The sequence below is a fragment of the Type-F symbiont of Plautia stali genome, from assembly GCF_059731105.1.
In genome coordinates this window covers 832260-856467 of sequence record NZ_AP035909.1, presented here as the reverse complement: position 1 = coordinate 856467, position 24208 = coordinate 832260, and the positions used below count along the sequence as shown (strand labels likewise).

Annotated in this window: 26 protein-coding genes, 2 tRNA genes and 1 rRNA gene; 11 read left to right on the top strand and 18 right to left on the bottom strand. The window is 59.3% G+C overall.

The window, feature by feature from the left end; translation table 11 throughout:
• Positions 1-298 precede the first annotated feature (298 nt).
• Together AC6I7A_RS03865 and AC6I7A_RS03860 are read left to right on the top strand one after the other, a co-directional pair.
• Entirely contained in the window at positions 299-1459 is a 1161-nt protein-coding gene (locus tag AC6I7A_RS03865) for a pyridoxal phosphate-dependent aminotransferase (protein WP_058956400.1), read from the top strand.
• Positions 1447-2214: an amidohydrolase gene (locus AC6I7A_RS03860; protein WP_058956401.1), complete on the top strand. Its 768-nt coding sequence runs from the start codon at positions 1447-1449 to the stop codon at positions 2212-2214. The genes AC6I7A_RS03865 and AC6I7A_RS03860 overlap by 13 nt, the downstream gene beginning before the upstream one ends.
• Positions 2215-2223: 9 nt before the next feature.
• Here the strand turns inward: AC6I7A_RS03860 and uraH are convergent, their stop codons facing one another.
• From uraH to hpxU, 9 genes are all read right to left on the bottom strand, one after another.
• Entirely contained in the window at positions 2224-2559 is a 336-nt protein-coding gene (uraH, locus tag AC6I7A_RS03855; protein WP_058956402.1) for a hydroxyisourate hydrolase, read from the bottom strand.
• Positions 2556-3050 (bottom strand): 2-oxo-4-hydroxy-4-carboxy-5-ureidoimidazoline decarboxylase, encoded by a 495-nt coding sequence (uraD, locus tag AC6I7A_RS03850; RefSeq protein ID WP_009091914.1) that lies wholly within the window; start codon positions 3048-3050, stop codon positions 2556-2558. The genes uraH and uraD overlap by 4 nt, the downstream gene beginning before the upstream one ends.
• A gap of 2 nt (positions 3051-3052) precedes the next feature.
• Positions 3053-4306, bottom strand: a complete 1254-nt coding sequence (gene hpxK / locus AC6I7A_RS03845) for an allantoate amidohydrolase (RefSeq protein WP_058956403.1) — start codon at positions 4304-4306, stop codon at positions 3053-3055.
• Positions 4303-5538: a pyridoxal-phosphate-dependent aminotransferase family protein gene (locus tag AC6I7A_RS03840; protein ID WP_009091916.1), complete on the bottom strand. Its 1236-nt coding sequence runs from the start codon at positions 5536-5538 to the stop codon at positions 4303-4305. Before AC6I7A_RS03840 ends, hpxK begins: the two co-directional genes overlap by 4 nt.
• 21 nt (positions 5539-5559) lie before the next feature.
• Entirely contained in the window at positions 5560-6291 is a 732-nt protein-coding gene (locus AC6I7A_RS03835) for an amino acid ABC transporter ATP-binding protein (protein WP_009091918.1), read from the bottom strand.
• Positions 6272-6928, bottom strand: a complete 657-nt coding sequence (locus AC6I7A_RS03830; RefSeq protein ID WP_058956418.1) for an amino acid ABC transporter permease — start codon at positions 6926-6928, stop codon at positions 6272-6274. Before AC6I7A_RS03830 ends, AC6I7A_RS03835 begins: the two co-directional genes overlap by 20 nt.
• Entirely contained in the window at positions 6928-7596 is a 669-nt protein-coding gene (locus AC6I7A_RS03825; RefSeq protein WP_009091920.1) for an amino acid ABC transporter permease, read from the bottom strand. Before AC6I7A_RS03825 ends, AC6I7A_RS03830 begins: the two co-directional genes overlap by 1 nt.
• Before the next feature lie 10 nt (positions 7597-7606).
• Positions 7607-8392 carry a transporter substrate-binding domain-containing protein gene (locus AC6I7A_RS03820; RefSeq protein ID WP_009091921.1) on the bottom strand — a complete coding sequence of 262 codons (786 nt, stop codon included), beginning with the start codon at positions 8390-8392 and terminating at the stop codon, positions 7607-7609.
• Positions 8393-8584: 192 nt separating this feature from the next.
• Positions 8585-9424 carry a MurR/RpiR family transcriptional regulator HpxU gene (hpxU, locus tag AC6I7A_RS03815; protein ID WP_009091922.1) on the bottom strand — a complete coding sequence of 280 codons (840 nt, stop codon included), beginning with the start codon at positions 9422-9424 and terminating at the stop codon, positions 8585-8587.
• A 138-nt stretch (positions 9425-9562) separates the two neighbouring features.
• Here hpxU and AC6I7A_RS03810 point away from each other — a divergent pair, with 138 nt between their 5' ends.
• From AC6I7A_RS03810 to hpxZ, 4 genes are read left to right on the top strand one after another with little or no spacing between them, the layout of a single operon-like run.
• Positions 9563-11149, top strand: a complete 1587-nt coding sequence (locus tag AC6I7A_RS03810; RefSeq protein WP_058956404.1) for a gamma-glutamyltransferase family protein — start codon at positions 9563-9565, stop codon at positions 11147-11149.
• Positions 11150-11162: 13 nt separating this feature from the next.
• Entirely contained in the window at positions 11163-11345 is a 183-nt protein-coding gene (gene hpxX, locus AC6I7A_RS03805) for an oxalurate catabolism protein HpxX (RefSeq protein ID WP_009091925.1), read from the top strand.
• Positions 11342-12739, top strand: coding sequence for an AtzE family amidohydrolase (locus AC6I7A_RS03800; RefSeq protein WP_058956405.1), 1398 nt, complete (start codon positions 11342-11344; stop codon positions 12737-12739). Before hpxX ends, AC6I7A_RS03800 begins: the two co-directional genes overlap by 4 nt.
• On the top strand, positions 12739-13119 hold the full coding sequence (hpxZ, locus tag AC6I7A_RS03795) for an oxalurate catabolism protein HpxZ (protein WP_046101292.1): 381 nt from the start codon (positions 12739-12741) through the stop codon (positions 13117-13119). The genes AC6I7A_RS03800 and hpxZ overlap by 1 nt, the downstream gene beginning before the upstream one ends.
• A 51-nt stretch (positions 13120-13170) precedes the next feature.
• Here hpxZ and puuE read toward each other — a convergent pair whose 3' ends face one another.
• From puuE to AC6I7A_RS03780, 3 genes are read right to left on the bottom strand one after another with little or no spacing between them, the layout of a single operon-like run.
• Complete coding sequence (gene puuE, locus AC6I7A_RS03790; protein ID WP_058956406.1) at positions 13171-14124, bottom strand: allantoinase PuuE; 954 nt, start codon at positions 14122-14124, stop codon at positions 13171-13173.
• A gap of 34 nt (positions 14125-14158) precedes the next feature.
• Entirely contained in the window at positions 14159-14890 is a 732-nt protein-coding gene (hpxA, locus tag AC6I7A_RS03785; RefSeq protein ID WP_009091932.1) for an allantoin racemase, read from the bottom strand.
• The gene (locus AC6I7A_RS03780) at positions 14887-15609 is read right to left on the bottom strand and encodes a GntR family transcriptional regulator (protein WP_009091934.1); all 723 of its coding nucleotides are present in this window, start codon (positions 15607-15609) and stop codon (positions 14887-14889) included. Before AC6I7A_RS03780 ends, hpxA begins: the two co-directional genes overlap by 4 nt.
• Before the next feature lie 144 nt (positions 15610-15753).
• Between AC6I7A_RS03780 and AC6I7A_RS03775 the strand changes: the two genes are divergently transcribed.
• Positions 15754-17247, top strand: coding sequence for an NCS1 family nucleobase:cation symporter-1 (locus AC6I7A_RS03775; protein WP_058956407.1), 1494 nt, complete (start codon positions 15754-15756; stop codon positions 17245-17247).
• 64 nt (positions 17248-17311) lie between these two features.
• Here the strand turns inward: AC6I7A_RS03775 and AC6I7A_RS03770 are convergent.
• A tRNA-Asp gene (locus AC6I7A_RS03770) sits at positions 17312-17388 on the bottom strand.
• Positions 17389-17522: 134 nt separating this feature from the next.
• Positions 17523-18254, bottom strand: a complete 732-nt coding sequence (dnaQ, locus tag AC6I7A_RS03765; RefSeq protein ID WP_009091938.1) for a DNA polymerase III subunit epsilon — start codon at positions 18252-18254, stop codon at positions 17523-17525.
• Positions 18255-18305: 51 nt separating this feature from the next.
• On the opposite strand from dnaQ, the gene rnhA reads away from it, so the two are divergent.
• Complete coding sequence (gene rnhA / locus AC6I7A_RS03760) at positions 18306-18773, top strand: ribonuclease HI (RefSeq protein ID WP_009091940.1); 468 nt, start codon at positions 18306-18308, stop codon at positions 18771-18773.
• Here the strand turns inward: rnhA and AC6I7A_RS03755 are convergent.
• Positions 18755-19492 (bottom strand): class I SAM-dependent methyltransferase, encoded by a 738-nt coding sequence (locus AC6I7A_RS03755; RefSeq protein ID WP_046101290.1) that lies wholly within the window; start codon positions 19490-19492, stop codon positions 18755-18757. The genes rnhA and AC6I7A_RS03755 overlap by 19 nt on opposite strands.
• Positions 19493-19535: 43 nt before the next feature.
• On the opposite strand from AC6I7A_RS03755, the gene gloB reads away from it, so the two are divergent.
• Together gloB and mltD are read left to right on the top strand one after the other, a co-directional pair.
• A complete protein-coding gene (gene gloB, locus AC6I7A_RS03750; RefSeq protein ID WP_058956419.1) occupies positions 19536-20291 on the top strand; it encodes a hydroxyacylglutathione hydrolase in 756 nt (251 codons plus the stop codon).
• A gap of 71 nt (positions 20292-20362) precedes the next feature.
• On the top strand, positions 20363-21739 hold the full coding sequence (gene mltD, locus AC6I7A_RS03745; protein ID WP_033736400.1) for a murein transglycosylase D: 1377 nt from the start codon (positions 20363-20365) through the stop codon (positions 21737-21739).
• Positions 21740-21801: 62 nt separating this feature from the next.
• Here the strand turns inward: mltD and AC6I7A_RS03740 are convergent, their stop codons facing one another.
• Entirely contained in the window at positions 21802-22617 is an 816-nt protein-coding gene (locus AC6I7A_RS03740) for an endonuclease/exonuclease/phosphatase family protein (RefSeq protein ID WP_033736606.1), read from the bottom strand.
• 256 nt (positions 22618-22873) lie between these two features.
• Here AC6I7A_RS03740 and yafC point away from each other — a divergent pair, with 256 nt between their 5' ends.
• Entirely contained in the window at positions 22874-23776 is a 903-nt protein-coding gene (yafC, locus tag AC6I7A_RS03735; protein ID WP_058956408.1) for a DNA-binding transcriptional regulator YafC, read from the top strand.
• Between the two features lie 108 nt (positions 23777-23884).
• On the opposite strand, the gene AC6I7A_RS03730 is transcribed toward yafC, so the two are convergent.
• Positions 23885-23961 (bottom strand) — tRNA-Asp (locus AC6I7A_RS03730).
• A gap of 87 nt (positions 23962-24048) precedes the next feature.
• Positions 24049-24164, bottom strand: a 5S ribosomal RNA gene (gene rrf / locus AC6I7A_RS03725).
• Positions 24165-24208: the final 44 nt, after the last annotated feature.

Here is a 24208-nt window from a genome sequence, read left to right as displayed (position 1 = left end):
CCTTGCGGTGAAAGGTGATACCACGTAAGCAGGCGCTGCCAGCGCCGCTGTTGCGCGAAGCATAAAGCAGTTAAAGGCGAAATGATCCGTGTGTCAGCAAGGCGGCAAGCGCGCTTATCCCGGGGAGCTTACATGAGTAAGTGACCCGGGTAAGCAAGCGCGGCCAACGCCGGTGACGCACGGAGCATATAGCATTTAGACGTCTAAGCGTCTTGATTGCCAAATACTACCATCCTGTTTATAGTGGCACAAACCCCGGGTGACCCCGCTTCTCTCTTCGCGCTTAAGGCCTGACATCATGACGCAGCACAACCTGATCCCCGAGAGCAAACTTCCGGCGCTCGGCACCACAATTTTCAGCCAGATGAGTGCGCTGGCGCAGCAGCATAATGCCATCAACCTCTCTCAGGGCTTCCCCGATTTCAGCGGCCCGGACTATCTGCAGCAGCGGCTCGCCTATCACGTCAGCCAGGGCGCGAACCAGTACGCGCCGATGACCGGGGCGCTGCCGCTGCGTCAGGCTATCGCGGAGAAAACCGCGCGGCTTTATGACTATCAGCCTGATGTGGAAACTGAGATTACGGTGACGGCGGGCGCTACCGAAGCGCTCTATGCGGCGATTACCGCGCTGGTGCGTCCGGGCGATGAGGTGATCTGCTTTGATCCCAGCTACGACAGCTATGCCCCGGCGGTCACGCTCTCGGGCGGCGTCATGAAACGTATAGCGCTGCAGCCGCCCGCCTTCCGGCCAGACTGGCAGGCGTTTGCCGGGCTGCTGAGTGATAAAACGCGGCTGGTGATCCTGAACACCCCGCACAACCCGTCAGCCACCGTCTGGCAGCAGCAGGATTTTGCCGCGCTGTGGCAGGCGATTGCTGCGCGACCGGTCTATGTGCTGAGCGATGAAGTTTACGAGCATATCTGTTTCGATGAAGCGGGCCACGCCAGCGTGCTGGCCCATCCTGACCTGCGTCAGCGCGCCATCGCGGTGTCGTCGTTTGGCAAAACCTTTCACATGACCGGCTGGAAGGTGGGCTACTGCATCGCCCCGGCGGCGATCAGCGCTGAACTGCGTAAGGTACATCAGTATCTGACCTTCTCGGTCAATACCCCGGCGCAGCTGGCAATTGCCGATATGCTGCGTGAGCATCCGGAGCACTATCAGGCCCTGCCCGCCTTCTATCGCGACCGCCGCGATCGGCTGGCGAATGCACTGCGTCACAGCCGCTTCAGGGTTTTACCGTGCCAGGGCACCTACTTTTTGCTGGTAGATTACAGCGCGATCTCCGATCTGGATGATGTCAGTTTCTGCCAGTGGCTGACCCGCGAAGTGGGCGTCGCCGCGATTCCTCTGTCGGTGTTCTGCGCCGATCCTTTTCCTCATAAACTGATCCGCCTCTGTTTTGCTAAACAGCCGGCGACGTTAGATGCTGCCGCGGAGCGCTTATGTCAGCTTTAAAAATTACACTTTTGCAGGAGACGCTGAGCTGGATGGATGGCGAAGCCAACCTGCGCCATTTTGACGAACAGCTGGCCGGAGTCACCGGACGCGATCTGATTATCCTGCCCGAGATGTTTACCACCGGCTTTGCGATGGAGGCTGCGAAAAGCTCCCTGCCGCAGGCGCGGGTGGTGGAGTGGCTGCATCAGCATGCCCGCCGCTGCGATGCGCTGGTGGGCGGCAGCGCGGCGATCCAGACCGAAAACGGCGCGGTGAACCGCTTCCTGCTGGTGGAGCCGGATGGCACGCTGCACCAGTATGACAAGCGGCATCTGTTCCGCATGGCGGATGAACATCACCACTATCAGCCCGGCGAAGCGCGTCAGGTGGTGGCGTGGCGTGGCTGGCGCATCCTGCCCCAGATCTGTTACGACCTGCGCTTTCCGGTCTTCTCCCGCAACCGCAACGACTACGATCTGGCGCTCTACGTCGCCAACTGGCCAGCGCCTCGCGCCTTACACTGGCAGGCGCTGCTGTTAGCGCGGGCGATTGAGAATCAGGCGTATGTCGCAGGCTGCAACCGCGTCGGCAGTGATAGCAATCAGCATCACTACAGCGGCGACAGCCAGATTATTTCGCCGCAGGGCGAGATCCTGAGTGCGGCGGAGCCACATCAGCGCGCCCGGCTGGATGCGACGCTGTCGCTGGAGGCGCTGCACGCTTACCGCGAACGCTTCCCGGCCTGGCAGGATGCGGATCGCTTTTCGCTGTAAACGGCCGGCTCAGCTGCCGCGGTAGGTTGACCAGGACCAGGGGGAAATCAGAAACGGCAGATGGAAATGGCTGCCCGCCTCGGCAATCATAAAATCGATCTGCGCGCTGACGTAGAGCGCATCCCGACCGGCGGCAGCAAAATAATCGCCGATTTCAGCGGTCAGGCGGTAGTGCCCCGGCGTCAGCGGCTCCAGGGTCAGATCTTTCAGTCGTCCGTCGCTGTCCGTTTCACCCTGAGAGACGGGAAACCACCCCTCCGGGCTGTTCTGCTCCAGCGAGATGGCCACCCCACTGGCCGGTTTTCCCAGCGCCGTGTCGAGAATATGCGTGGTAACGGTACTCATTGAATCGTCTCCCTGAGGCGTAACAGTGTGATTTCACGCAGCTGATCCAGCGCCTCCTGCTGTTCAGCCTGATCGTCATTCTGCAGCCGGCGCTGCAACGCTGCCAGCATCTCCTCGCCGCTGCGCCCTTTCGCGCGAATCAGAAAGACCCGGCCAAAGCGCGCCTCATAGGCCTGATTACCCTGCTGCATCGCCTGTTGCAGGGCGTGATCGGCCTGCTGCATGGCGGACTGCTCGCCGCGCGACAGCGTCGCCTCTTTGTCTGCGCCCCGCGCGCGTTCGCCGATGCGCGGATGCGCCGACAGCGCCGCGGCCAGATCGGGCTGCTGCCACTGGCGGGCCAGCGTGTCGGCGCGGGTCAGCAGCGCGTCTGTAGTGGCAAACGGACGAGCGGCCACCAGCGACTGCTGCCAGTGCGGGATCGCCACACAATGCCGGATAGCCGCCAGCGCCTCGTCGGCCGGCAGCTGATTAAACGTCGTTAATTCCATTTTCAGCTCCGTCCGGCGATCAGCGTGACCGCCTGCAGATAGGCCTGCAGCGCCGGTGCCACATCCTGCACCGCGACAGACTCGGCCGGATGATGGCTGATGCCGCGATGATTTCGCACAAACAGCATACCGACCGGCCAGCGTTCAGCAATAGCGATGGCGTCATGTCCGGCTCCGCTTGGCAGCGACAGGCTGCGGCCCTGCACCGTTTCAACCGCATGGCTCAGCGCCTGCTGTAGCGCCGAATCACAGGCGGTGGCTCCGATGCGATAAAATTCGTTCGACGTAAACTGCACTCCACGCCGCAGCGCAATCGCCCCGGCCTGGGTTAACAGCGTGGAGAGCAGGGTCTCCAGCGGATGATCGAGCGGACCGCGCACATCCAGCGACAGCGACACCTCACCAGGGATGACATTCACCGCCCCCGGAGCACAGCTGAGGGTGCCGACGGTGGCGACCAGCTGCGGATCCTGCTCACGGGTGGTCTGCTCAATAAACACCATCCACTCGGCGGCTGCGGCCAGCGCATCTTTGCGGTGGGTCATCGGCACCGTGCCGGCATGGCCCGCCTCACCGGTAAAACGGCAGTGAAGACGACGCGCCCCATTGATGGCCGTGACCACGCCCAGCGCCAGATCCTCCTGCTCCAGGCAGGGGCCCTGCTCAATGTGCAGTTCAAGATAGCCGACGATATCCTCTATCCGTCGGGCCGCCGCGCCGATTTGCGCACTGTCGAGCCCGACATCCGCCATCGCCTGCGCCACGGTAATGCCGTTGCCATCGGGATGGGTCACCCAGCTTTGCGGCCAGCTGCCGGTAATACCGCGGCTGCCAAGCAGCGTGATGCCAAAGCGGGTCCCCTCTTCATCACCGAAACCGATCACCTCTATCGCCAGCGGCAGACGGCACTGGTGCTCATGAAGCCACTGTACGGTTTCGATGGCGCTGAGCACGCCCAGCATTCCGTCGTAGCGACCGGCGTTACGTACCGTGTCGAGATGCGAACCGAGCAGCAGCGCGGGCGCCCCTGCTTCAGCTGCCTCGTAGCGGCCACAGATATTGCCGACTTCATCCTGCCAGACCGTCATCCCCGCCGCCTGCATCCACTCCCCAACGCAGGCGTTGGCGCGCAGGTGTTCCGGCGACAGGTAGACGCGGGTCAGGCCCTCCGTCGTTTCGCTAATCGCTGCCAGCGCATCACAGCGCGCCATGACGCGCTGTGCAGCAGCGAGGGCTTCGCTGGCGCTCATCATCATGCCTGGCTCCCGTAGTGATCCCAGGCGGCCTGAGCTCCCGCGCCCTGCGGCGTGCGATACCCCAGGTGAGTCAGCACCGTTTCCAGCGCGGCCAGCGTCTGCAGCACGCAATCTTTACGCGCGTTGTAGCCCATGGTGCCGATACGCCAGACCTTGCCATGCAGTGGGCCAAACGAGGTGCCGATCTCAATGCCGAAATCCTCCAGCATCAGCTTGCGCACCTGGTCGCCGTTTACGCCTGACGGTATCATCACGCCCAGCACGTTGTTCATTTTGTTTTTCAGGTCGCCGAAGGTTTCCAGCCCCATTCCCTGAATCCCCTTCAGCATTGCCTCACCATGCAGTTTGTGACGGGCGATACCGTTGTCCAGCCCCTCCTGCAGGATCAGGCGGGCACATTCGCGCGCACCAAACAGTGCGCTGGTCGCTTCGGTATGGTGATTGAGTCGCTCCGGGCCCCAGTAATCCATGATCATGCCGAGATCGAAATAGTTGGAGTAGATCATTTCCTCCTCGCCATCCTGATGCGCCTCGGTGCGGATCCCCTGCTCCACGCATTTACGTTTGCGGATCACCGCGGCCATCTCTGCGCTCAGGGTGATCGGCGAGGTGCCGGAAGGCCCGCCCAGACATTTCTGCATCCCCGCCGAGACGGCATCCAGTCCCCAGGCATCCGTTTCCAGCGCGTTACCCGCCAGCGACGCGGTAGCATCGGTGTAGAACAGCACGCCATACTGCTTACAGATAGCACCCAGCTGCGCCAGCGGCTGCAGCATGGTGGTGGAGGTGTCGCCCTGCACCGTGAGCAGCAGGCGTGGCCGCACTTTTTTAATCGCCTCTTCAATCTGATCGGGGGTAAAGACCTCGCCCCACGGCACTTCGATGGTGTGGACGTCTGCCCGGCAGCGGCGGGCGATCTCGCACAGCAGATGGCCGAAGCGGCCAAACACCGGCACCAGCACCTTATCACCAGGCCGGATAGCGGAGAGCAGAATCGCTTCGATACCGGCGCGGGAGGTGCCATCAACCAGCAGCGTCCAGCGGTTTTCGGTGCGAAATACGCCGCGATAGAGCGCCATCACTTCGTTCATGTAGTGGGTCATCGCCGGGTCGTACTGCCCCAGCAGCTGACTCGACATGGCGCGCAGCACGCGCGGATCGGCGTTGATCGGGCCAGGTCCCATCAGCAGACGCTGTGGCGGATTGATTTGCGGGTAATGATTGATATCCATGCGGGTTTCCTTTTTTAAGACTCAGAGGCGCACTGAAGAGATAAACTGCTTCAGCTCCGGCGATTGCGGCTGCGCAAACAGCGTTTTACTGTCGCCCTGCTCCCAGACGCGCCCCTGATGCATAAAGACCACTCGATCGCCCACGTCGCGGGCGAAATTCATTTCATGCGTGACGAGGATCAGCGTCATGCCTTCCGCTGCTAGCTGCTCCAGCACTTTCAGGACTTCGCCCACCAGTTCGGGATCCAGCGCAGAGGTGATCTCATCACAGAGTAAAACTTTGGGCGTCATCGCCAGCGCACGGGCGATCGCCACGCGCTGCTGCTGGCCGCCCGAGAGGCTGGCAGGGTAATAGTTAAGGCGCTCGCCCAGCCCCACCTTCTCCAGCATCTGCGTCGCCAGCGCCCGGCATTCAGCGTCGCTTTTCTTCAGCACGCGGCGCGGTGCCAGCATGACGTTTTCCAGCGCCGTCATGTGCGGAAAGAGGTTGAAGTTCTGAAACACCATGCCAATCGAGCGGCTGATTTCACGCGCCTGCGAGTCACGACTGGTGATGGTCATGCCGCCGAGCTTGATGCTGCCCTCCTGATAGCCTTCCAGTCCGTTCATACAGCGCAGCAGCGTGCTTTTGCCCGATCCGCTGCGACCGATGATCGAGATCACCTCTCCCATGTCGATATCCAGATCCACGCCTTTCAACACATGGTTGTCGCCGTAATATTTTTGCACCTGATTAATGGTGATGAGCGGCATTGAATTTTTTCTCCAGATACTGGCTGTAGCGAGACAGCGGATAACACATCAGGAAGTAGCCCAGCGCCACCAGCCCGAAAACTTTAAACGGCTGGTAGGTCACGTTGTTCAGAATCGTGCCCGCCTTGGTCAGCTCGATAAACCCGATAATCGACGCCAGCGCGGTGCCCTTGATAACCTGCACGGCAAAACCTACCGTCGGTGCGATGCCGATGCGGATCGCCTGCGGTGCAACCACCCGCCACAGCGTCTGACCAAAGGTCAGGCCGAGACAGCGTGACGCTTCCCACTGCCCTTTCGGCAGGGCGCGGATGCTGCCGTACCAGATATCCACCAGAAAGGCGCTGGTGTAGAAGGTCAGCGCCAGCGAGGCGGCCGTCCAGGGCGCCACATCAATGCCAAATAAGCCGACGCCAAAAAAGGCCAGAAACAGCTGCATCAGCAGCGGGGTTCCCTGAAACAGCGCGGTGTAACCTCGTACCGCACGCGTCAGCCATTTGCGCTGCAGCAGACGCAGCAGCAGCAGAGGCAGCGTCACCAGCGTTCCGCCGACAAAGGCCACCAGCGACAGTAACAGGGTCCAGCGCGCCGCCAGCAGCAGGTTGCGCACGATGTCCCAGTCGGTAAAGGTCGTCATCATGAGGGCTGCACTCCAAACCATTTACGGCCTATCGCCAGCAGCAGATGGCGCATCGCAATCGACAACGCCAGGTAGATCAGCGTGGTCACCAGATAAACTTCAAAGCTCAGAAACGTACGCGACTGGATCAGGTTGGCGGCGAAGGTCAGCTCCTCGTAGGAGACCTGCGACACCACCGACGACCCCAGCATCACGATAATGCACTGGCTCACCAGCGCCGGATAAATCCGCTGCAGCGCAGGGGGTAACACCACCCGCAGAAAGGTCTGGCTGCGGGTCAATCCCAGCACCCGCCCCGCTTCCCACTGCCCTTTCGGGGTCACCTGGATGCCGGCACGGATGATCTCGGTGCTGTAAGCGCCCAGGTTGATCAGCATCGCCAGCAGCGCCGCCTCACCGGCGGTGAGTTTCAGACCCAGATTCGGCAGACCGAAAACGATAAAGAACAGCTGCACCACAAACGGCGTATTACGGATCAGCTCGACATAGAGGCCCCAGAGGCGGCTCAGCCAGCCCGGTTTACCGCTGCGCAGCGCCGCGCCTGCGATGCCAATCGCCACCCCACCGGTGGTCGCCAGCAGCGTCAGCTGAATGGTGACCCAGAGGCCGGAAAGCAGCTCCGGCCAGTAGGGCCACAACGCGGGAAAGTTAAGTTGCCCGGTCATGAATCTGTCCTCATGCGCCCAGGCTGGCGGGCAGTGGCGCTTTCAGCCACTCTTCGGACAGCTTGTTCAGGGTGCCATCTTTAATCCCCTGCTCAATCAGCGCATTCACCTTCGCCTTCAGCGCAGGCTCATCTTTCTTCAGACCGATAAAGCAGGGCGAATCTTTCAGCATAAACTGAGCGACCGGCGCTTTTTCCGGATTCTGGCGGGCAATGGCGGCGACCACCAGGTTGCCGGTGGCGACATACTGCACCTGGCCGGAGAGATACGCCGATAGGGTGGTGTTGTTATCTTCGTAACGTTTCACCTGCGCATCTTTCGGTGCCACTTCGCTCAGCACCATATCTTCCACCGCGCCGCGGGTAACGCCAATCGACTTGCCGCTCAGCGCGCTGGCCGCTTTGATCTCGTCACCTTTCGGTCCGAAGACGCCCAGGAAGAACGGCGCATAGGCGCGGGTAAAGTCGATCACTTTTTCACGCTCCGCATTTTTACCCATGCTGGAGATCACCAGATCGACCTTGTCGGTTTGCAGATAAGGCACCCGGTTGGCGCTGCTGACCGGCACCAGCTGCAACTTAAGTTTCATCTGCTTCGCCAGGTATTTCGCCATGTCGATGTCATACCCCTGCGGCTGCAGATCGGTACCCACCGAGCCAAACGGCGGGAAATCCTGCGGAACGGCCACGCGGATCACACCGCGCTTCTGAATGTCCTGCAGTTGATCGGCCAGTGCGCTTCCCGCCTGTGCCATCAGTAATGCCGCTGTTGCAACCGCCATTAAAACTTTTTTCATTATGCACCCCGGTGAAATGTGATGAAACAAAAGATTCTTTAACAGGCAATCTGCAACTAATGTGCCAACAAGGGCAGCGGTGGAAAAAGGGTTAAGCGGCAAAGAGTTCACTGAAAAAGGGGCATAACCGGGGAGGATTACGCCGCGGGCGGGTGTGTACTGAAATGGGGCAAGGCACCAAAATGGTGCCTGTTAACGGTGCTCCAGCTCGTCGAACTGCTGGTAGAGATCGGCGATCTGATGAATACGCTGCCGCCCCTGCGCCAGCATTTCATGCAGCAGCGCATTGGCAATCAGGTTAATCAGACTCATGGCCGAGCCGTAGCTGTCGAAGGCGGAAACGCTGTCGAGCGGCGTGCAGAGCTGCCAGCGTGCCAGCGCAGTGACCGTCTGCGCCTGCGGCTCACACAGCGCCAGCAGCGGTATTCCGGCCGCCTGAAGCTGCTGCATCAGCGGACGGATGATGCGGGTGCGGCGGCGAAACGCCATCACCACCACCATATCCTCCGGGGTGATATCCACCAGCTCCTCTGCCAGCGTCTGGCCTGGCTGCGGCAGGATAAAGACCTGCGAGCGCGCCTGCACCAGCTGCTGTCGCAGATGCAGCGCCACCGGATAGGCGTTGCGCATGCCGATGATAAAGACGCGCTTCGCCTGCGCCAGCTGCTGGATCACATCGTTAAACTGACGGGCATCCAGGCTGTTGACCCACTGTGTCAGGTTCGCCATCTCCTGCTTGTAGTGGCGCGCCAGCAGCGTGTTGCCCTGCACCGCATCCCGGTTATCGGTCAGCGGCATGCCGCTCTGACGCAGGATGCGCAGCTCATCGCGCATATCCTTGTACTTCTCATATCCCAGACGCTTAAACAGCCTGCTGACCGTGGCTTTCGACACGCCGCTGAGCCGCGCCAGCTCGGCGCTGTTGTAGCTGATCAGATCATCGAAGTGGTCAAACACGAAGTCGGCAATGCGCTGCTCCTGCGGCGAGAGCTGGGGATAGTGACTCCGGAGTCGTTCATCAAGCTGTTTCATATCGCACCCTGTAACTTTTGTTTCAGCAGAAGCTAGCACAATTTACGCCAGGTTAACCGGCGCAATGTCAGCTCAGGCTAAAAACTGGAACAGCTCTTGCTTTGCTATCGGTTCTGTTACCCGAAGAACGAGAAAAAGATGATTCAGAGTAATATGGCGCCGATGGGCATGGCGGTGACGCCGCACCATCTGGCGAGTGAGAGCGCGCTGGCGGTTCTGCGTGACGGCGGCAACGCCATCGAAGCGATGGTGGCGGCAGCCGCGACTATCGCCGTGGTCTACCCGCACATGAATGGGCTGGGCGGGGATGGGTTCTGGCTGATCCTGCCACCCGGCGGCGATCCCGTCGCTATCGACGCCAGCGGTGCCGCCGGTTCGCTGGCGCATCCGGATTTCTATGCCGGTCACCCCAGAATCCCTCATCGCGGGCCGAAAGCGGCGCTGACCGTCGCCGGTACGGTCAGCGGCTGGCAGGAGGCGCTGACCCTCGCCGCTGAATCCGGCAGCCCGCTGCTGCCGCTGGCGCGTCTGCTGCGCGATGCGATTCGCTACGCCGCGGACGGTATTCCGGTCACCGCCTCTCAGACCGCCGCCACGACGAACTTCCGCAGTGAGTTACAGCATCAGCCCGGCTTCAGCACCACCTTTATGCCTGATGGCGAGGTGCCGCAGCCTGGCAGCCGTTTTACCCAGCCTGCGCTGGCACAGACCCTGAGCCAGCTTACCGAACAGGGGCTGGACAGCTTCTATCGCGGCCCGCTGGCGCACCATATGGCTGATGAAATGGCCACGCTTGGCATGCCGGTCACCCTGGCCGATCTGCAACAGCATCGCGCTCGTCGCACCACGCCCCTGCACCTCGCACACAGCGAAGGCGACATCTGGAATATCGCCCCGCCGACCCAGGGCCTCGTCTCGCTGGCGATCCTTGGCATTACCGATCGCCTGGAGATGGCCGGGGCTGACGAAGCGCAGACGGTGCACCGCATCGTGGAAGCCACCAAAAAAGCCTTTGCGCTGCGTGACCGGCACATTACCGATCCGCGTCACGTCACCGAAGATGTGCAGGCGCTGCTGGCTGAGGACGCCCTCGCCACCCTCGCCAGCCAGATCAAAGATGGCGAGGCGGCAAACTGGGGCAGCGGCCGCGGGCCGGGCGATACGGTCTGGATGGGTGTGATGGACAGTAGCGGGCTTGCCGTCTCCTTTATTCAGAGCATCTATCACGAGTTTGGCAGCGGGGTCGTCCTGCCTGGCACGGGCATCACCTGGCAGAACCGGGGAGCCGCATTCAGCCTCGATCCTGACCATCTGCTGGCGCTGGCACCCGGCAAACAGCCCTTCCATACCCTGAACCCCGCCGCCGCACGGCTGAAAGATGGCCGGACGCTGGTTTATGGCGCAATGGGCGGAGATGGTCAGCCGCAGACCCAGGCAGCGATTTTTACCCGCCATGTGATTCAGGGGTTGCCGCTTCAGCAGGCGGTCAGTGCACCGCGCTGGCTGCTGGGGCGTACCTGGGGCCAGTCATCAGACTCGCTGAAGCTGGAAGGCCGCATTGCCGACGAAACCGTCGCACAGCTGCGCCAGTGGGGGCACGAGGTAGAACGCCTGCCGGACTTCAGCGAATCCGTGGGTCATGCGGGTGCCATTGTGCGTCACTGCAACGGCATGTTTGAAGGCGCGAGCGATCCGCGCAGTAACGGCAGCGCCGCCGGTTTTTAAACAGGAGTGAATCATGAATGAACATGAGTGGGCCAGCTACATCGGCCATATGGAGCAGATCCTGCAACTGACGCTGGACGATCCCCGCCGCGCCGAGCTGCTAATCCAGCTGTCGCGTATCGCGGAGATGGCCGCACCACTGATGGCGTTTCCGCTTGATGACCGGCTGGAAGTGGCGGGAGTGTATCAGGCATGAAAACAGGTGACGTTTCGATTCAGACGCTGCAGCAGGCGATCCGCCAGGGTGAGATCAGCGCTCGCGAGGTGGCCGAACAGACGCTGCAGGCGATTGAGCAGCACAACCCGGCGCTGAATGCCTGGACGGAAATCACCGGGCCTCGCATGTTGAAAGAAGCCAGCGCGGTTGATGCGCAGCGGCAGCGCGGTGAGTCCCTGCCCCCGCTGGCGGGCATTCCCTATGCGGTGAAGAACCTGTTTGATGTGGCGGGTCACAGCACGCTGGCAGGGGCGAAGCTGTTCAGCGACCGCCCCGCGGCGCAGGCGGATGCCTTCGCCATCGGCAAACTGCGCCACGCTGGCGCGCTGCTGTCGGGCATGCTGAACATGGATGCCTACGCCTATGGTTTCACTACCGAGAACAGCCATTACGGCCCGACCCGTAACCCACGCGATTTAAGCCGCGTCGCGGGCGGCTCGTCCGGGGGGTCGGCCGCCGCCGTGGCCGCCGGGCTGGTTCACTTTTCGCTGGGCACCGATACCAACGGCTCAATCCGGGTGCCCGCGTCGCTGTGCGGCATTTTTGGCCTGAAACCCACTTTCGGCCGGCTGTCACGCAGCGGCAGCCACCCCTTTGTTGCCAGCCTCGATCATATCGGTCCGCTGGCCCGACGGGTGGAAGACCTGGCGCTGGTTTATGACCTGCTGCAGGGCGCAGACCCCGCAGATGCGTTTCAGGCCGTCCGGCCGCCGGAGGCCACGCTGCCCGGCCTGTCGCAGGGCAGTGAAGGGCTGCGCTGTGGCGTGCTGGGCGGTTTTTTTGCCCGCTGGTGCGATGAGGACGCCCGCGCGGCGGTGGCTACCGTCGCAGCCGCGCTGGAGGCGCAGGAGGAGGTGGTGATGCCGGAGGCGGAGCTGGCGCGTTCGGCAGCCTTTATCATGACCGCCGCCGAGGGGGGGAATCACTATCTGCCTGCCCTGCGTCAGAAGCCTGAGGTGTTTGAACCTAACTCACGCGAGCGTCTGCTGGCCGGCGCGATGATGCCCGGCGCCTGGTATGTGCAGGCCCAGCGCTTCCGTCGTCATTTCCAGCAGCAGGTGCTGCCGCTGTTTGATCGCTTCGATGTGCTGATCGCCCCGGCAACCCCCTGCAGCGCGATCACCATCGGTCAGCAGACGCTGTCAATTCAGGGTGAATCGCTGCCCGCCAAAGCGAGCATGGGCATGCTGACGCAGCCCATCTCCTTCCTGGGACTGCCGGTCTGTACCATTCCGCTGGCGACCCGAAGCGGCCTGCCGATTGGATTACAGCTTATCGCCCGCCCGTTTAATGAAGCGGCGGCATTACGTGCCGCCTGGACACTGGAACAACGCGGCATCACCCTGCCGCAAATCACGATGGCAGGAGCCTGATGAACAGAGAGATTAATTTACCGCAGGTGGTCAGCGAGGTGACGGCGCAGTTCTGGCGTTACGAAAAGGCGCTGGTGAGCAATGACGTGGCTGAACTGGATGCGCTTTTCTGGCACGATCCGCGCACCGTGCGCCTCGGGGCCGGTGAAAATTTGTATGGCATCGATGAGATTCGCGCCTTCCGGGCTGCACGCCCCGCTGCGGGCCTCGACCGGACGCTGCGGAATACGGTGATCACCACCTTTGGCGAGGATTATGCGGTCTGCAGCACCGAATTTACCCGTGCCGGCAGTGATAAAATCGGCCGTCAGCAACAGACCTGGGTTCGCATGCCGCACGGCTGGTGCATTGTGGCCGCCCAGGTCAGTCTGATGAGCTGATTATCGCCGGTGCGTCGCCTGGCCCGAGGGAGGCGACGCACCGGAACCGGCTTAAGGTGACGGGTGTGTCGCGATCCAGTGATCGGCGATCTGCTGGCGGGTACAGATCCAGACGTCGTCATGCTGCTGAATGTGGTCGAGGAAATTCTGCAGCGCACGGAATTTGCCCGGACGCCCCAGCAGGCGACAGTGCATCCCGATCGACATCATCTTCGGCGCGGTCTCCCCCTCTTCATACAGCACATCGAAGCTGTCACGCAGGTAGGTGAAGAACTGCTCGGCGGTGTTAAATCCCTGCGGCGAGGCAAAGCGCATGTCATTGCACTCCAGGGTGTAGGGAATAATCAGGTGCGGCTTAACCGTGCCATCCTGACAGGTCACCTGCGTCCAGAACGGCAGGTCGTCGCCGTAGTAGTCGCTGTCGTAGCTGAAGCCGCCCTGCTCCACCACCAGCCGGCGCGTGTTCGGGCTGTCACGGCCGGTATACCAGCCGGTTGGGGCTTTCCCAAACAGATCGGTCAGCACATCCACTGCCTGCTGCATATGCTGACGTTCGGTTTTCGCATCCACGCCCTGATAGTGGAGCCAGCGCCAGCCGTGACTGACCACATCGTAGTCCGCCTGTTTAATCGCTTCGACAACCTCCGGATGACGCGCCAGCGCCATCGCCACGCCAAACACGGTCAACGGCAGACCGCGCTTCTGAAATTCATTGTGGATGCGCCAGAAACCGGCGCGCGAGCCATACTCATAGAGTGACTCCATCGACATATGACGGTCGGCATAGCTGGCGGCACCGATGATGTCGGAGAGGAACTGCTCGGAGCCGGCGTCACCGTGCAGCACGCTGTTCTCCGCCCCCTCTTCATAATTCAGGACAAACTGTACCGCCACCCGGGCGTTGTTGGGCCAGGCGGCGTGCGGCGGATGAGCACCATAACCGATCAAATCGCGCGGATAGTTTTTGTTAAAGCTGTACTCTTTCTTCTCTGCAGCGTCAGTCATTACTCGCTTCCTGTCTTCTGTCTGGAAAGTTCCGTTAGTTTAGATGCTGAAACGCACCTGAGAGAGGTTTCTGCAAAGGCCAGGCCAGATCGCCATGTTTGCTGGTGCCAAAGCCAAGCGCCACCAGCGACTCCACCATTTTTACGGCCGCGCCGACGCCATCAATCACCGGCAGACCCAGCTCCTGCGTCAGGGAGGCGGCCAGCGTCGCCATGCCGCCACAGCCGAGCACAATCGCGCCGCTGCCATCTTCCCGTTTGGCCTGGAGGCAACGCTCACGCACTTTTTCCTGCGCCAGTCCGCTGCCATCCTCCAGCGCCAGCACCGGCAGATCGATGGCATGCAGCGCGGCACAGTGATGGGTAAAGCCATACTGCTGCAGAAGATGACGGGCAATCACCAGCGTACGCGGCAGCGTGGTGACAATCGAAAAGCGCGTCGCCAGCAGCGTGGCGGTGTGCATCGCCGCTTCTGCGATACCGATGACCGGCCCGCTGGCCAGCTCGCGGGCTGCCAGTAACCCCGGATCGCCAAAACAGGCAATCACATGTCCGCTCACGCCCTGCTCCCGCCCCAGTCTGACCTGCTCCAGCACCCCGATGGCCGCGATCGCCTCATCAAAATGCCCTTCAATGGAAGGCACGCCCTGCGAGGGTGAAACGGCCAGAATATCGGTGCCGGGTGCGGCAACCGCACGGGCAGCCTGAGCGATGGTTTCGGTCATCGCCAGGCTGGTGTTGGGATTAATGACCTGAATCAGGCTCATGAGGCCGCTCCTTTGCCCGTGGCAAACAGTCGTGAAAAGTCGGGCAGCGTTTCACCGCTGCGCTCAAAGTGCAGGCTGGAAACAATATGCTCAAAATGGTGCTGCAGCGCCTCAGTCAGTGGCTGCAGCGCACGTGCCCGTAACAGGGTCAGCAGATGCGTGTGGTCGTCACAGCGGCAGCCGCGCTGCCACGGCGCGCCATAGGCGGCAATCACCAGCGACGAGCGCTGCGTCAGGCTGGTCACCATGCCGGTGAGCACCTGATTGCCGGAAATCGCCTGCAGCTGAATATGAAAGGCTGCCGAAAGCCGGATGGCTGCCGGGCCATCATGCGCGGCGTGGGCCTGATTCTCCTGTGCGATAAGCTGTTCCAGCGCCACCAGATGCGGGGGCTGCAGATGGGCCAGCACGGCGTGCAGATTGGCGCACTCCATTAAACTGCGGGTGGCGAAGATCTCCCGCGCCTCTTCAACGCCAGGGGTGGCGACCTGCGCACCACGTTTGGGCGTCAGGGTGACCATTTGCACCGCCGCAAGGCGCTGCAGTACTTTGCGAATGCCGGTGCGGCTTACTCCAAACACGCCGGAGAGCGCCTCTTCCGGCAGTTTACTGCCCGGCGGCAGCTGATGCTCCACAATGGCGGTCATCAGCGCCTGGTAGATCCCTTCATCTTTATCCTGCGTTCTGGCGGCGTCTCGCTGGCCTGTTTTACTTGTCATTACCTGCTCCGGAAGCTCTCTGTACGCCACATATCGTATACGTGAACAGCAAGTATTGTATACAGGAAAAGAAATCTGGCCTGAATCCTGCAATACCCCTTTACCAGATTATTCATTTCACTCTCGGGTAGAGGAGCAGGTTTCATGCCAAATCATTCCACGGTGGCCAGCACGGCCTCTGACGCTAACGCCAGTTACAGCCCACGTCTCTGTAACGACGATCTGGCGCCCACCCGCGACCAGAACTGGTCGTGGTACAACATTTTTTCGTTCTGGATGTCAGATGTCCACAGCATGGGCGGCTATGTGGTGGCGGCCAGCTTCTTCACGCTGGGATTAGCCAGCTGGCAGGTGCTGCTCTGCCTGCTGGCCGGGATCTGCATCGTGCAGATCTGTGCCAATCTGGTGGCAAAACCGAGCCAGATGGCAGGCGTTCCCTATGCGGTGATCTGCCGTCAGGCGTTTGGCGTGTTTGGCGCGAATATTCCGGCGGTCATCCGCGGGCTGATCGCTTTTGCCTGGTATGGCATCCAGACCTATCTGGCGGCGAACGCGCTGATGCTGGTTCTGCTGAAGTTCGCCCCGTCACTGAACTCAATGACCGAGCCACACTGGCTTGGCCTGTCGCTGCTGGGCTGGTGCTGCTTTGGCGTGATGTGGCTGCTGCAGGCGATGGTCTTCTGGCATGGCATGAGCGCCATCAAACGGTTTATCGATGTGGCGGGTCCGGCTGTCTATGTGGTGATGGTGGCGCTGGCGGGCTGGATTGTATACAAGACCGGCTTTGATGGGATCTCTTTTACCCTCGCCAGTAAAACACTCACCCCGGGCGAGCAGACGTGGCAGATGATTACTGCAACCGCGCTGGTCGTCTCCTACTTCTCCGGGCCGCTGCTGAATTTCGGTGACTTCTCCCGCTACGGCAAAAGCATGTCAGAGATCCGTCGTGGCAACCGCTGGGGCCTGCCGTTTAACTTCCTGCTCTTCTCCGTGGTGACGGTGGTCATCGTATCGGGCACCCAGTCGCTGTTTGGTAAAATGATCACCGATCCGATTGAGACCGTGAGCATGGTCGGCAACGATCTGGCGGTAGCGATTGGGCTGCTGACGATGATTACCGCCACTATCGGCATCAACATTGTGGCGAACTTCGTCTCACCCGCCTTCGACTTCTCTAACTGTTCACCGCAGAAAATCAGCTTCCGCACCGGCGGGATGATCGCCGCGGTGGGCTCGGTGCTGTTAACGCCGTGGAACCTGTTCCAGTCACCTGAACTGATTCACTACAGCCTGGATGTCCTGGGCTCCTTTATCGGGCCGCTGTTCGGGATTCTGCTGACTGATTTCTACCTGATCAAACGCGGACGCATTTCGGTCGACGACCTGTTTAACGCCACGCCAGCGGGCCGGTACTGGTATCGCGGCGGGTTTAACCCTAAAGCGATCGCCGCGCTGCTGCCGTCGGTGGCCATCTGCCTGGTGATCAGTTTCATCCCTTCCCTGCATCAGGTGGCGAACTTCAGCTGGTTTATCGGAGCCGGTCTGGCGGCAGGCTGCTACCGCTTTATCGCCCGTGAAGAGCGGGAGGCGGCAGACAGTATGCGCTGGCAGGGTGAGGTCGTGGCGCAGAAAGAGTAACCCGCCACGGAATCGCAGACAGCAAAAAGCCGATTCATTTCTGAATCGGCTTTTTTAAAGAGATTGGCGGAACGGACGGGGCTCGAACCCGCGACCCCCTGCGTGACAGGCAGGTATTCTAACCAACTGAACTACCGCTCCGCGCTTTGTTCCCCGTCGAGAACGAGGCGCATAGTAATGGCAGGCCGTTGCGGCGTCAACGCTTTTTCCTGACGACGCGATCGTTTGCCGTTTTTTTCAGCTCGCCGTTGATTTTATCCACAAATTTCCGTCATTCAGCCGCGCCACAGGCAGCTGCCGCCCTTTTTCATGACCAGATCCAGCCGTGACTCATGGGCAACGATCTCCTCGTCGCTGGCCGTCACCACGCGCAGTGCCGAAGCGGGACGTACGATGCGCTGAATGCTCTCGCCCTGCGCCTGACGGGCGCTTTCACTTTCGGATAAAAACGACAGTGAGGTCTGCCCGCCGGTCATGGTCAGGAACACGTCCGCCAGGATCTCGGCATCGAGCAGTGCGCCGTGCAGCGTTCGCTTGCTGTTGTCTATCTCATAACGCGAGCAGAGCGCATCCAGGCTGTTACGCTTGCCGGGAAACATGCGCCGCGCCAGCGCCAGGCTGTCGGTTACTTTGCAGAAGGTTTCGGTTTTCTCAATGCCCCGATTCAGCTTTGAGAACTCATAATCCATAAAGCCGATATCGAACGGCGCGTTATGGATCACCAGCTCGGCGCCGCGGATATAGTCGAGAAACTCATCCGCAATCTCGCTGAACATCGGTTTGTCGGCAAGGAACTCATCTGCAATCCCGTGAACGCCGAAGGCTTCCGGATCGACCAGCCGATCGGGCTTCAGGTACATATGGAAATTGTTACCGGTCAGGCGACGGTTAATCACCTCGACCGCACCAATCTCAATGATGCGGTGCCCCTCATAATGGACCCCGATCATGTTCATGCCGGTGGTTTCAGTATCGAGTACGATCTGGCGGTTATTTGCAGTGCTCATAAGACCCGTTTTATGTCAGACTTGACGTTTTTGAGAGGAAGTCTACCAGAGATGCGCAAACAGGTAGAAATATTCACCGATGGATCCTGTCTTGGAAATCCCGGTCCCGGCGGTTACGGGGCGATTTTACGTTATGGCCAGCATGAGAAAACCTTCAGCGCGGGCTATCGCCTCACCACCAATAACCGGATGGAACTGATGGCGGCCATTATTTCGCTTGAAGCGCTGACGCAGCCCTGCGATGTGGTGCTCAGTACTGACAGCCAGTATGTGCGTCAGGGAATTACCAGCTGGATCCATAACTGGAAAAAACGCGGCTGGAAAACCGCGGATAAAAAACCGGTGAAGAACGTCGACCTCTGGCAGCGTCTCGACCAGGCCCTCAGCACCCACAAGATTCAGTGGGAGTGGGTTAAAGGCCACGCGGGACATCCCGAGAATGAGCGCTGCGACGTGCTGGCCCGCAGCGCGGCAGAAAATCCCGCCTTTGAAGATATCGGTTACAAGAGCGAGTCCTGATCGTCTGCCTGCCGGAACTGGCGGGTAGCATTGACGGTCTGGCGGATCTGGCTGGGACTCATGCTCTTCTTCGCCCGTGTCGGCAACAGCGGGAAGGTGCGTTTACGTGCCACGACAATATTCAGGCACCCCAGCGCCGGTAAGTGGGCGCTGATCAGTTTCCCCCCCTGCCGATGCCACGGCACCACCTGAAACCGGGTGCGGTAAACCACCTCATAGTTCAGCAGGCTCAGCCAGTCGAGCAGACGCATCTGGCTGAACATCCGTCCGCTCCAGGGCGCCTTACGGCCTAACCCCGGAATCATTTTCGTGACCCCGAGCAGGCTGAAGGGATTGAAGCCGCTGATGATCATCCAGCCGTCGTCAATGAGTACCCTGTCCACTTCCCGCAACACCCGATGCGGATCCTGACTCCAGGCCAGCGTATGCGCCAGCAGACAGGCATCAATCGACTTCGACTCAAAGGGAAGCTGCAGGGGGTCAGCCAGCACCTGTAACAGCTCGCCCTCGCTGCCCACGTTGACCTGATGTGAAATAGCACAATGTTCGGTGTTGATTTCTGCGCTGAGGTTGCCAAGCTTAAGCATATGAAAGCCATAAAGCTTTCCGAGGTAAGGCTGAAGCTGCTGGGTCAGCGCGTCGCGGAAATAGTCTCCCCACGGCATATCGCGCCACGATAGCGGAGCGTTCAGAATCTGGCGTGTTTTCGCGGGCTTCATGCTTTACGCTCTTCCTTATTCCTACGACCTGCTAGAGGTGATGATGAATCTTACCAGTATTCCTGCGTTGCAGGACAACTACATCTGGACGCTGAATAATGATGAAGGTCAGTGTCTGATTGTCGATCCCGGTGAAGCTCAGCCGGTATTAGAAAAAATGGCCTCTAACGGCTGGCAGCCGATGGCGATTCTGTTAACTCACCACCACAACGACCATACGGGTGGGGTGAAAACGCTGTGTGAGCATTTCCCGGCGCTCGAAGTTTACGGCCCGCAGGAAACGGTTGCCAAAGGGGCCAGAACGGTGGTCAGCGAGGGCGATCAGGTGACGGTGCTCGGCCTGACGTTCGAGGTGATTCATACCCCTGGTCACACTTTAGGACATATCTCATATTACAGCTCACCTTATCTTTTCTGTGGCGACACACTCTTCTCGGGTGGCTGCGGACGTCTTTTCGAAGGCACAGCAGAGCAGATGTATGAATCCTTTCAAAAGCTTAATCAGCTTCCGGAGGAAACGCTGGTCTGCTGCGCGCATGAATATACTTTATCTAACCTGAAGTTTGCTGCGGCTATTCTGCCCCATGACCCGCAAATAATGGCCGAATATCAGAAAATTAAGGACTTACGCGCCGAAAATGGCATTAGTCTGCCCACAAAACTGGGGCACGAACGGTCAATAAATTTATTTCTCCGCACGCAAGATATTGATTTGAAAAGGGCGTTAAACGTTAACGTGAATGATGAACCGGTATGGCACACATTTGCCGTTCTACGCGAGAAGAAAGACGCTTTTTGATTTTTCGGGTTGTGTTGTGAAAAGTCGTCACGTATAGTTGCTCGTCTTTTAAGCGAACTATTGACACACACATGAAGGCTAAAGCGATCTTACTCGCCTCAGTCTTGCTGGTAGGATGTCAGGCGTCGAGGAACGATGCCAATATCCCCGAACAGCATGCACAGAGCCTGTCTTCAGCTGGTCAAGGTGAAAATGGAAAGTACGGAGACGAGTTTTTGTCGCCGCGATGGCAGGAAGATGGAACTGGCCTCGCAGCAGACGCAGATCTCTGGAGTTTCATTAGTGACGAGTTGAAGATGGGGATTCCGGAAAACCCGGCAATCCGCGAACAAAAAAGTAAATTTTTAAAAAATAAGAGCTATCTCCACGATGTAACATTACGGGCAGAGCCGTACATGTACTGGATAGTCGAGCAGATACAGAAACGTAAAATGCCGATGGAACTGGTACTGCTACCCATAGTGGAGAGCGCTTTTGACCCTCGCGCAACCTCATCCGCCAATGCCGCTGGTATCTGGCAGATAGTTGCCTCAACGGGTCGAAATTATGGTCTGAAACAGAACCAGTATTACGATGGGCGACGGGATGTTGTCGCATCCACACGGGTTGCGCTGGATATGATGCAGCGTCTTAACACCATGTTTGACGGTGACTGGTTATTAACCATTGCCGCATACAACAGTGGCGAGGGACGTGTACTCAAAGCGATAAAACAGAATAAGGCGCGCGGTAAGCCGACTGACTTCTGGCACTTATCGCTGCCACGCGAAACCACGGTGTATGTGCCGAAAATGTTAGCCCTGAGTGAACTGCTCAAACATAACAAGCGTTACGGTATCAAACTGCCGACACCTAACGAAAGCCGTGCACTGGCACGGGTGGAAGTGGGTCAGCAGATACAGCTGACGCAGGCTGCCGAAATGGCAGGTATGTCGCTCACGAAACTGAAGAGCTTCAATACCGGCTACAAAGGCGGTGCAACCGCGCCAAACGGCCCGCACTATATTATGGTGCCGAAGTCGAACGTCGCCAGACTGCGTAACTCACTGGCGTCCGGTGATATCGCAGCCGTACAGCCAACTCAGCTTGCGAAAGCGAGCGCGAGCGGCGGGTACAAGGTGCGACGGGGTGATACGCTCTCGGGTATCGCCGCGAAGCTTGGCGTTAGCGTCTCCACACTGAAGCAGGATAATAACCTGCGCGGTGCCGATATCCGACCGGGTCAGACGCTGACTATCGGTTCGAATGGCACCCGACTGGCTGATAACGGCAACAGCATCACCTATCGTGTTCGTAAGGGTGATTCTCTTGACAGTATTGCACGGCATCACGGCGTCAATATCAAAGACGTGATGCGCTGGAACAGTGTGCTGGACAGCGCGAAAGATATTCAACCCGGCGATAATTTAACGCTGTTTGTGAATAATAACGCGACACCTGATACCTGATACGTTGAAAAGGCTGACAATTGTCAGCCTTTTTCTTTTATTCATCTGCAGCCATCTGCGCTTTACTCTTTCCTGTCTGCCCCGGACTCCCGTCCTGAACTGAACTCCACCAGTAAAGGATTATGGTCGGAAGCCCGCGTCACCAGCACTGAGGCCTCACTTACCCTGAGATCGCGATAAAAGACGAAATCCAGCGGGCGACCAAACGCTTTACGGCGGTGGTCGGCAGTGAACATCACCTCTTCCAGCTTCATGCGCTGGGCAAAGCGGTAGAGCGCGTTAATGCGCTGACGGCTCCAGGCATTAAAGTCCCCGGCCATGATCACCGGACCGCGATGATGCATAATCTGCTCCCCTATCGGGCCCAGCTGTTTGCTGTAGACGTCGACGCCCAGGCTGAAGTTAACGGCGTGGATATTCACGACCATCAGCATTTCACCAGTGGGCAGAGGATAGGCCGTGACCAGCGCCGATTTAGCCAGCCTCAGCAGCGGCTCACGCTCACGCAACGGGCAACAGTAGACCGGATGGGCAGAAGCGAGCGTCATCACGCCAGAGGGGTGCTGAGGCAGCACAAAGGCGGGAACCTGATCGGCAGCCAGATAATTACTCGTCGCAAACCGTACCAGCTCCGGCGTCGTCTGCGCCTCCTGAAGTAAAACCAGGTGCGCGTCCTTACCAAACCCCTCCAGCACCGACATCCAGTCTGCACGCTGCTGCTTGAAGATGTTCCACACCAGAACCTTAAGATTCGGGTGCGCGGGCAAGGGAGCGCCGGGTGGCAGTGCCTGACCGAGATGGAGCATCGCACCCGGTGGAAAGATCTGTTCCACAGGTTGTCCCGCCACATATCGCATTGCATAAGTTTTTTTGCGCACTTTCCCGCCTGGCTGATGATTCAAAAACAGATAACACCTGTCTGTTATAGGGATTTTAGACCGGGGTTTCAATGGATGCAGGTCAATGTCAGAATTCAGCACCCTTTTCCAGAATAAAACAGCGCCTTTGCAGACGTTGAACAAAACGCGGGGAGGCATGATTCGTGCGGTCATTGCTGACCAGACTTCTATACTGGAACCACAGCACTATCGGCCACCGCGTCGCGCCATCGCCACGTCCGTGCAGGGAGGTTAAATGAAGGCATCTTCTGACGAACTGAAAGTGTTTGTCAGCGTAGTAGAAAGCGGAAGTTTCAGTCGCGCTGCTGAACAGCTGCAGATGGCGAACTCAGCCGTCAGCAGAACGATTAAAAAGCTGGAGAACAAGCTGGGCATCGCCCTGCTCACCCGCACCACCCGGCAGCTGGCACTGACGCAGGAGGGAGAGCGTTATTTCCGTCATGTTCAGCGCTTTTTGCAGGAGATGACGACGGCGGAGAGCGACCTGATTGAGAGCCTGCAGGAGCCAAAAGGCCTTTTGCGCGTTGATGCCGCGACGCCGGTAATTCTGCATTTGCTGATGCCGATGATAAAGCCTTTCCGTGCCTGCTATCCAGGGGTGAGGCTTTCGTTAATCTCCTCGGAAAGTTTTATCAATCTCATCGAGCGAAAAGTGGATATCGCTATCCGCGCCGGTAATCTGACTGACTCTACCCTGCGCGCCCGTCTGCTGTTTAACAGCTTTCGTAAACTGGTTGCGTCGCCCGCCTATCTTCGGGAGCATGGCGTGCCGCACACCGTGGCTGAGCTTGATCGTCATCACTGCCTGGGCTTTGAGGACTCGCCCCGGCTTAATCGCTGGCCCGTCGCCCGTGAAAGCGGTGAGCTCTATGATATCGACTGGGCTTTATCCTCCAACAGCGGAGAGACGATTAAACAGCTCTGTCTCACGGGTAATGGTATCGCCTGTCTGTCGGAATATATGATCGATCGTGAAATTGCCGAGGGAACGCTGGTTGAAGTGCTGGCAGATCAACGCCTGCCGGTCGAGATGCCGTTCAATGCGGTTTATTACAGTGATACTGGCGTCAGCCAGCGTGTGCGCGCCTTTATTGACTTCCTCAGCGAGTGGAGTGCTGAACAACCGTGGCGCATCTGATATGCGCCCAGGTCCGGTGAGGATGCCTGCGTTCAGGGAGGGCTTTCCGGGCAGTATTTGCTGCAATGGAAAAAGCCCTAACCGTTAAGTCAGGGCTTTCCAATTAAGTGGCGGAACGGACGGGGCTCGAACCCGCGACCCCCTGCGTGACAGGCAGGTATTCTAACCAACTGAACTACCGCTCCACCGGTTCTTTCACAGCTGTCAGCAGATGGCTGATAGCTATTTGTTCCTGTTGTTTTCCTTGTCAGGGGAAAAGGAACTAATTTGATGCCTGGCAGTTCCCTACTCTCGCATGGGGAGGCCCCACACTACCATCGGCGCTACGGCGTTTCACTTCTGAGTTCGGCATGGGGTCAGGTGGGACCACCGCGCTAAAGCCGCCAGGCAGATTCTGTTTTCCGCGCCGCCACAGGGGCCGCGCAGACGTAT

Bases quoted from the DNA above. Each gene is read 5' to 3' on its own strand.
- mltD (WP_033736400.1), top strand. From the start codon at position 20,363: ATGAAGGCTAAAGCGATCTTACTCGCCTCAGTCTTGCTGGTAGGATGT.
- hpxA (WP_009091932.1), bottom strand. From the start codon at position 14,890: ATGAGCCTGATTCAGGTCATTAATCCCAACACCAGCCTGGCGATGACC.
- gloB (WP_058956419.1), top strand. From the start codon at position 19,536: ATGAATCTTACCAGTATTCCTGCGTTGCAGGACAACTACATCTGGACG.
- AC6I7A_RS03840 (WP_009091916.1), bottom strand. From the start codon at position 5,538: ATGGATATCAATCATTACCCGCAAATCAATCCGCCACAGCGTCTGCTG.
- hpxK (WP_058956403.1), bottom strand. From the start codon at position 4,306: ATGATGATGAGCGCCAGCGAAGCCCTCGCTGCTGCACAGCGCGTCATG.
- yafC (WP_058956408.1), top strand. From the start codon at position 22,874: ATGAAGGCATCTTCTGACGAACTGAAAGTGTTTGTCAGCGTAGTAGAA.
- uraD (WP_009091914.1), bottom strand. From the start codon at position 3,050: ATGGAATTAACGACGTTTAATCAGCTGCCGGCCGACGAGGCGCTGGCG.
- uraH (WP_058956402.1), bottom strand. From the start codon at position 2,559: ATGAGTACCGTTACCACGCATATTCTCGACACGGCGCTGGGAAAACCG.
- hpxU (WP_009091922.1), bottom strand. From the start codon at position 9,424: ATGAAACAGCTTGATGAACGACTCCGGAGTCACTATCCCCAGCTCTCG.
- AC6I7A_RS03755 (WP_046101290.1), bottom strand. From the start codon at position 19,492: ATGAAGCCCGCGAAAACACGCCAGATTCTGAACGCTCCGCTATCGTGG.
- AC6I7A_RS03835 (WP_009091918.1), bottom strand. From the start codon at position 6,291: ATGCCGCTCATCACCATTAATCAGGTGCAAAAATATTACGGCGACAAC.
- AC6I7A_RS03825 (WP_009091920.1), bottom strand. From the start codon at position 7,596: ATGACCGGGCAACTTAACTTTCCCGCGTTGTGGCCCTACTGGCCGGAG.
- AC6I7A_RS03775 (WP_058956407.1), top strand. From the start codon at position 15,754: ATGCCAAATCATTCCACGGTGGCCAGCACGGCCTCTGACGCTAACGCC.
- dnaQ (WP_009091938.1), bottom strand. From the start codon at position 18,254: ATGAGCACTGCAAATAACCGCCAGATCGTACTCGATACTGAAACCACC.
- AC6I7A_RS03810 (WP_058956404.1), top strand. From the start codon at position 9,563: ATGATTCAGAGTAATATGGCGCCGATGGGCATGGCGGTGACGCCGCAC.
- AC6I7A_RS03780 (WP_009091934.1), bottom strand. From the start codon at position 15,609: ATGACAAGTAAAACAGGCCAGCGAGACGCCGCCAGAACGCAGGATAAA.
- hpxZ (WP_046101292.1), top strand. From the start codon at position 12,739: ATGAACAGAGAGATTAATTTACCGCAGGTGGTCAGCGAGGTGACGGCG.
- AC6I7A_RS03820 (WP_009091921.1), bottom strand. From the start codon at position 8,392: ATGAAAAAAGTTTTAATGGCGGTTGCAACAGCGGCATTACTGATGGCA.
- AC6I7A_RS03865 (WP_058956400.1), top strand. From the start codon at position 299: ATGACGCAGCACAACCTGATCCCCGAGAGCAAACTTCCGGCGCTCGGC.
- puuE (WP_058956406.1), bottom strand. From the start codon at position 14,124: ATGACTGACGCTGCAGAGAAGAAAGAGTACAGCTTTAACAAAAACTAT.
- AC6I7A_RS03830 (WP_058956418.1), bottom strand. From the start codon at position 6,928: ATGACGACCTTTACCGACTGGGACATCGTGCGCAACCTGCTGCTGGCG.
- hpxX (WP_009091925.1), top strand. From the start codon at position 11,163: ATGAATGAACATGAGTGGGCCAGCTACATCGGCCATATGGAGCAGATC.
- AC6I7A_RS03800 (WP_058956405.1), top strand. From the start codon at position 11,342: ATGAAAACAGGTGACGTTTCGATTCAGACGCTGCAGCAGGCGATCCGC.
- rnhA (WP_009091940.1), top strand. From the start codon at position 18,306: ATGCGCAAACAGGTAGAAATATTCACCGATGGATCCTGTCTTGGAAAT.
- AC6I7A_RS03860 (WP_058956401.1), top strand. From the start codon at position 1,447: ATGTCAGCTTTAAAAATTACACTTTTGCAGGAGACGCTGAGCTGGATG.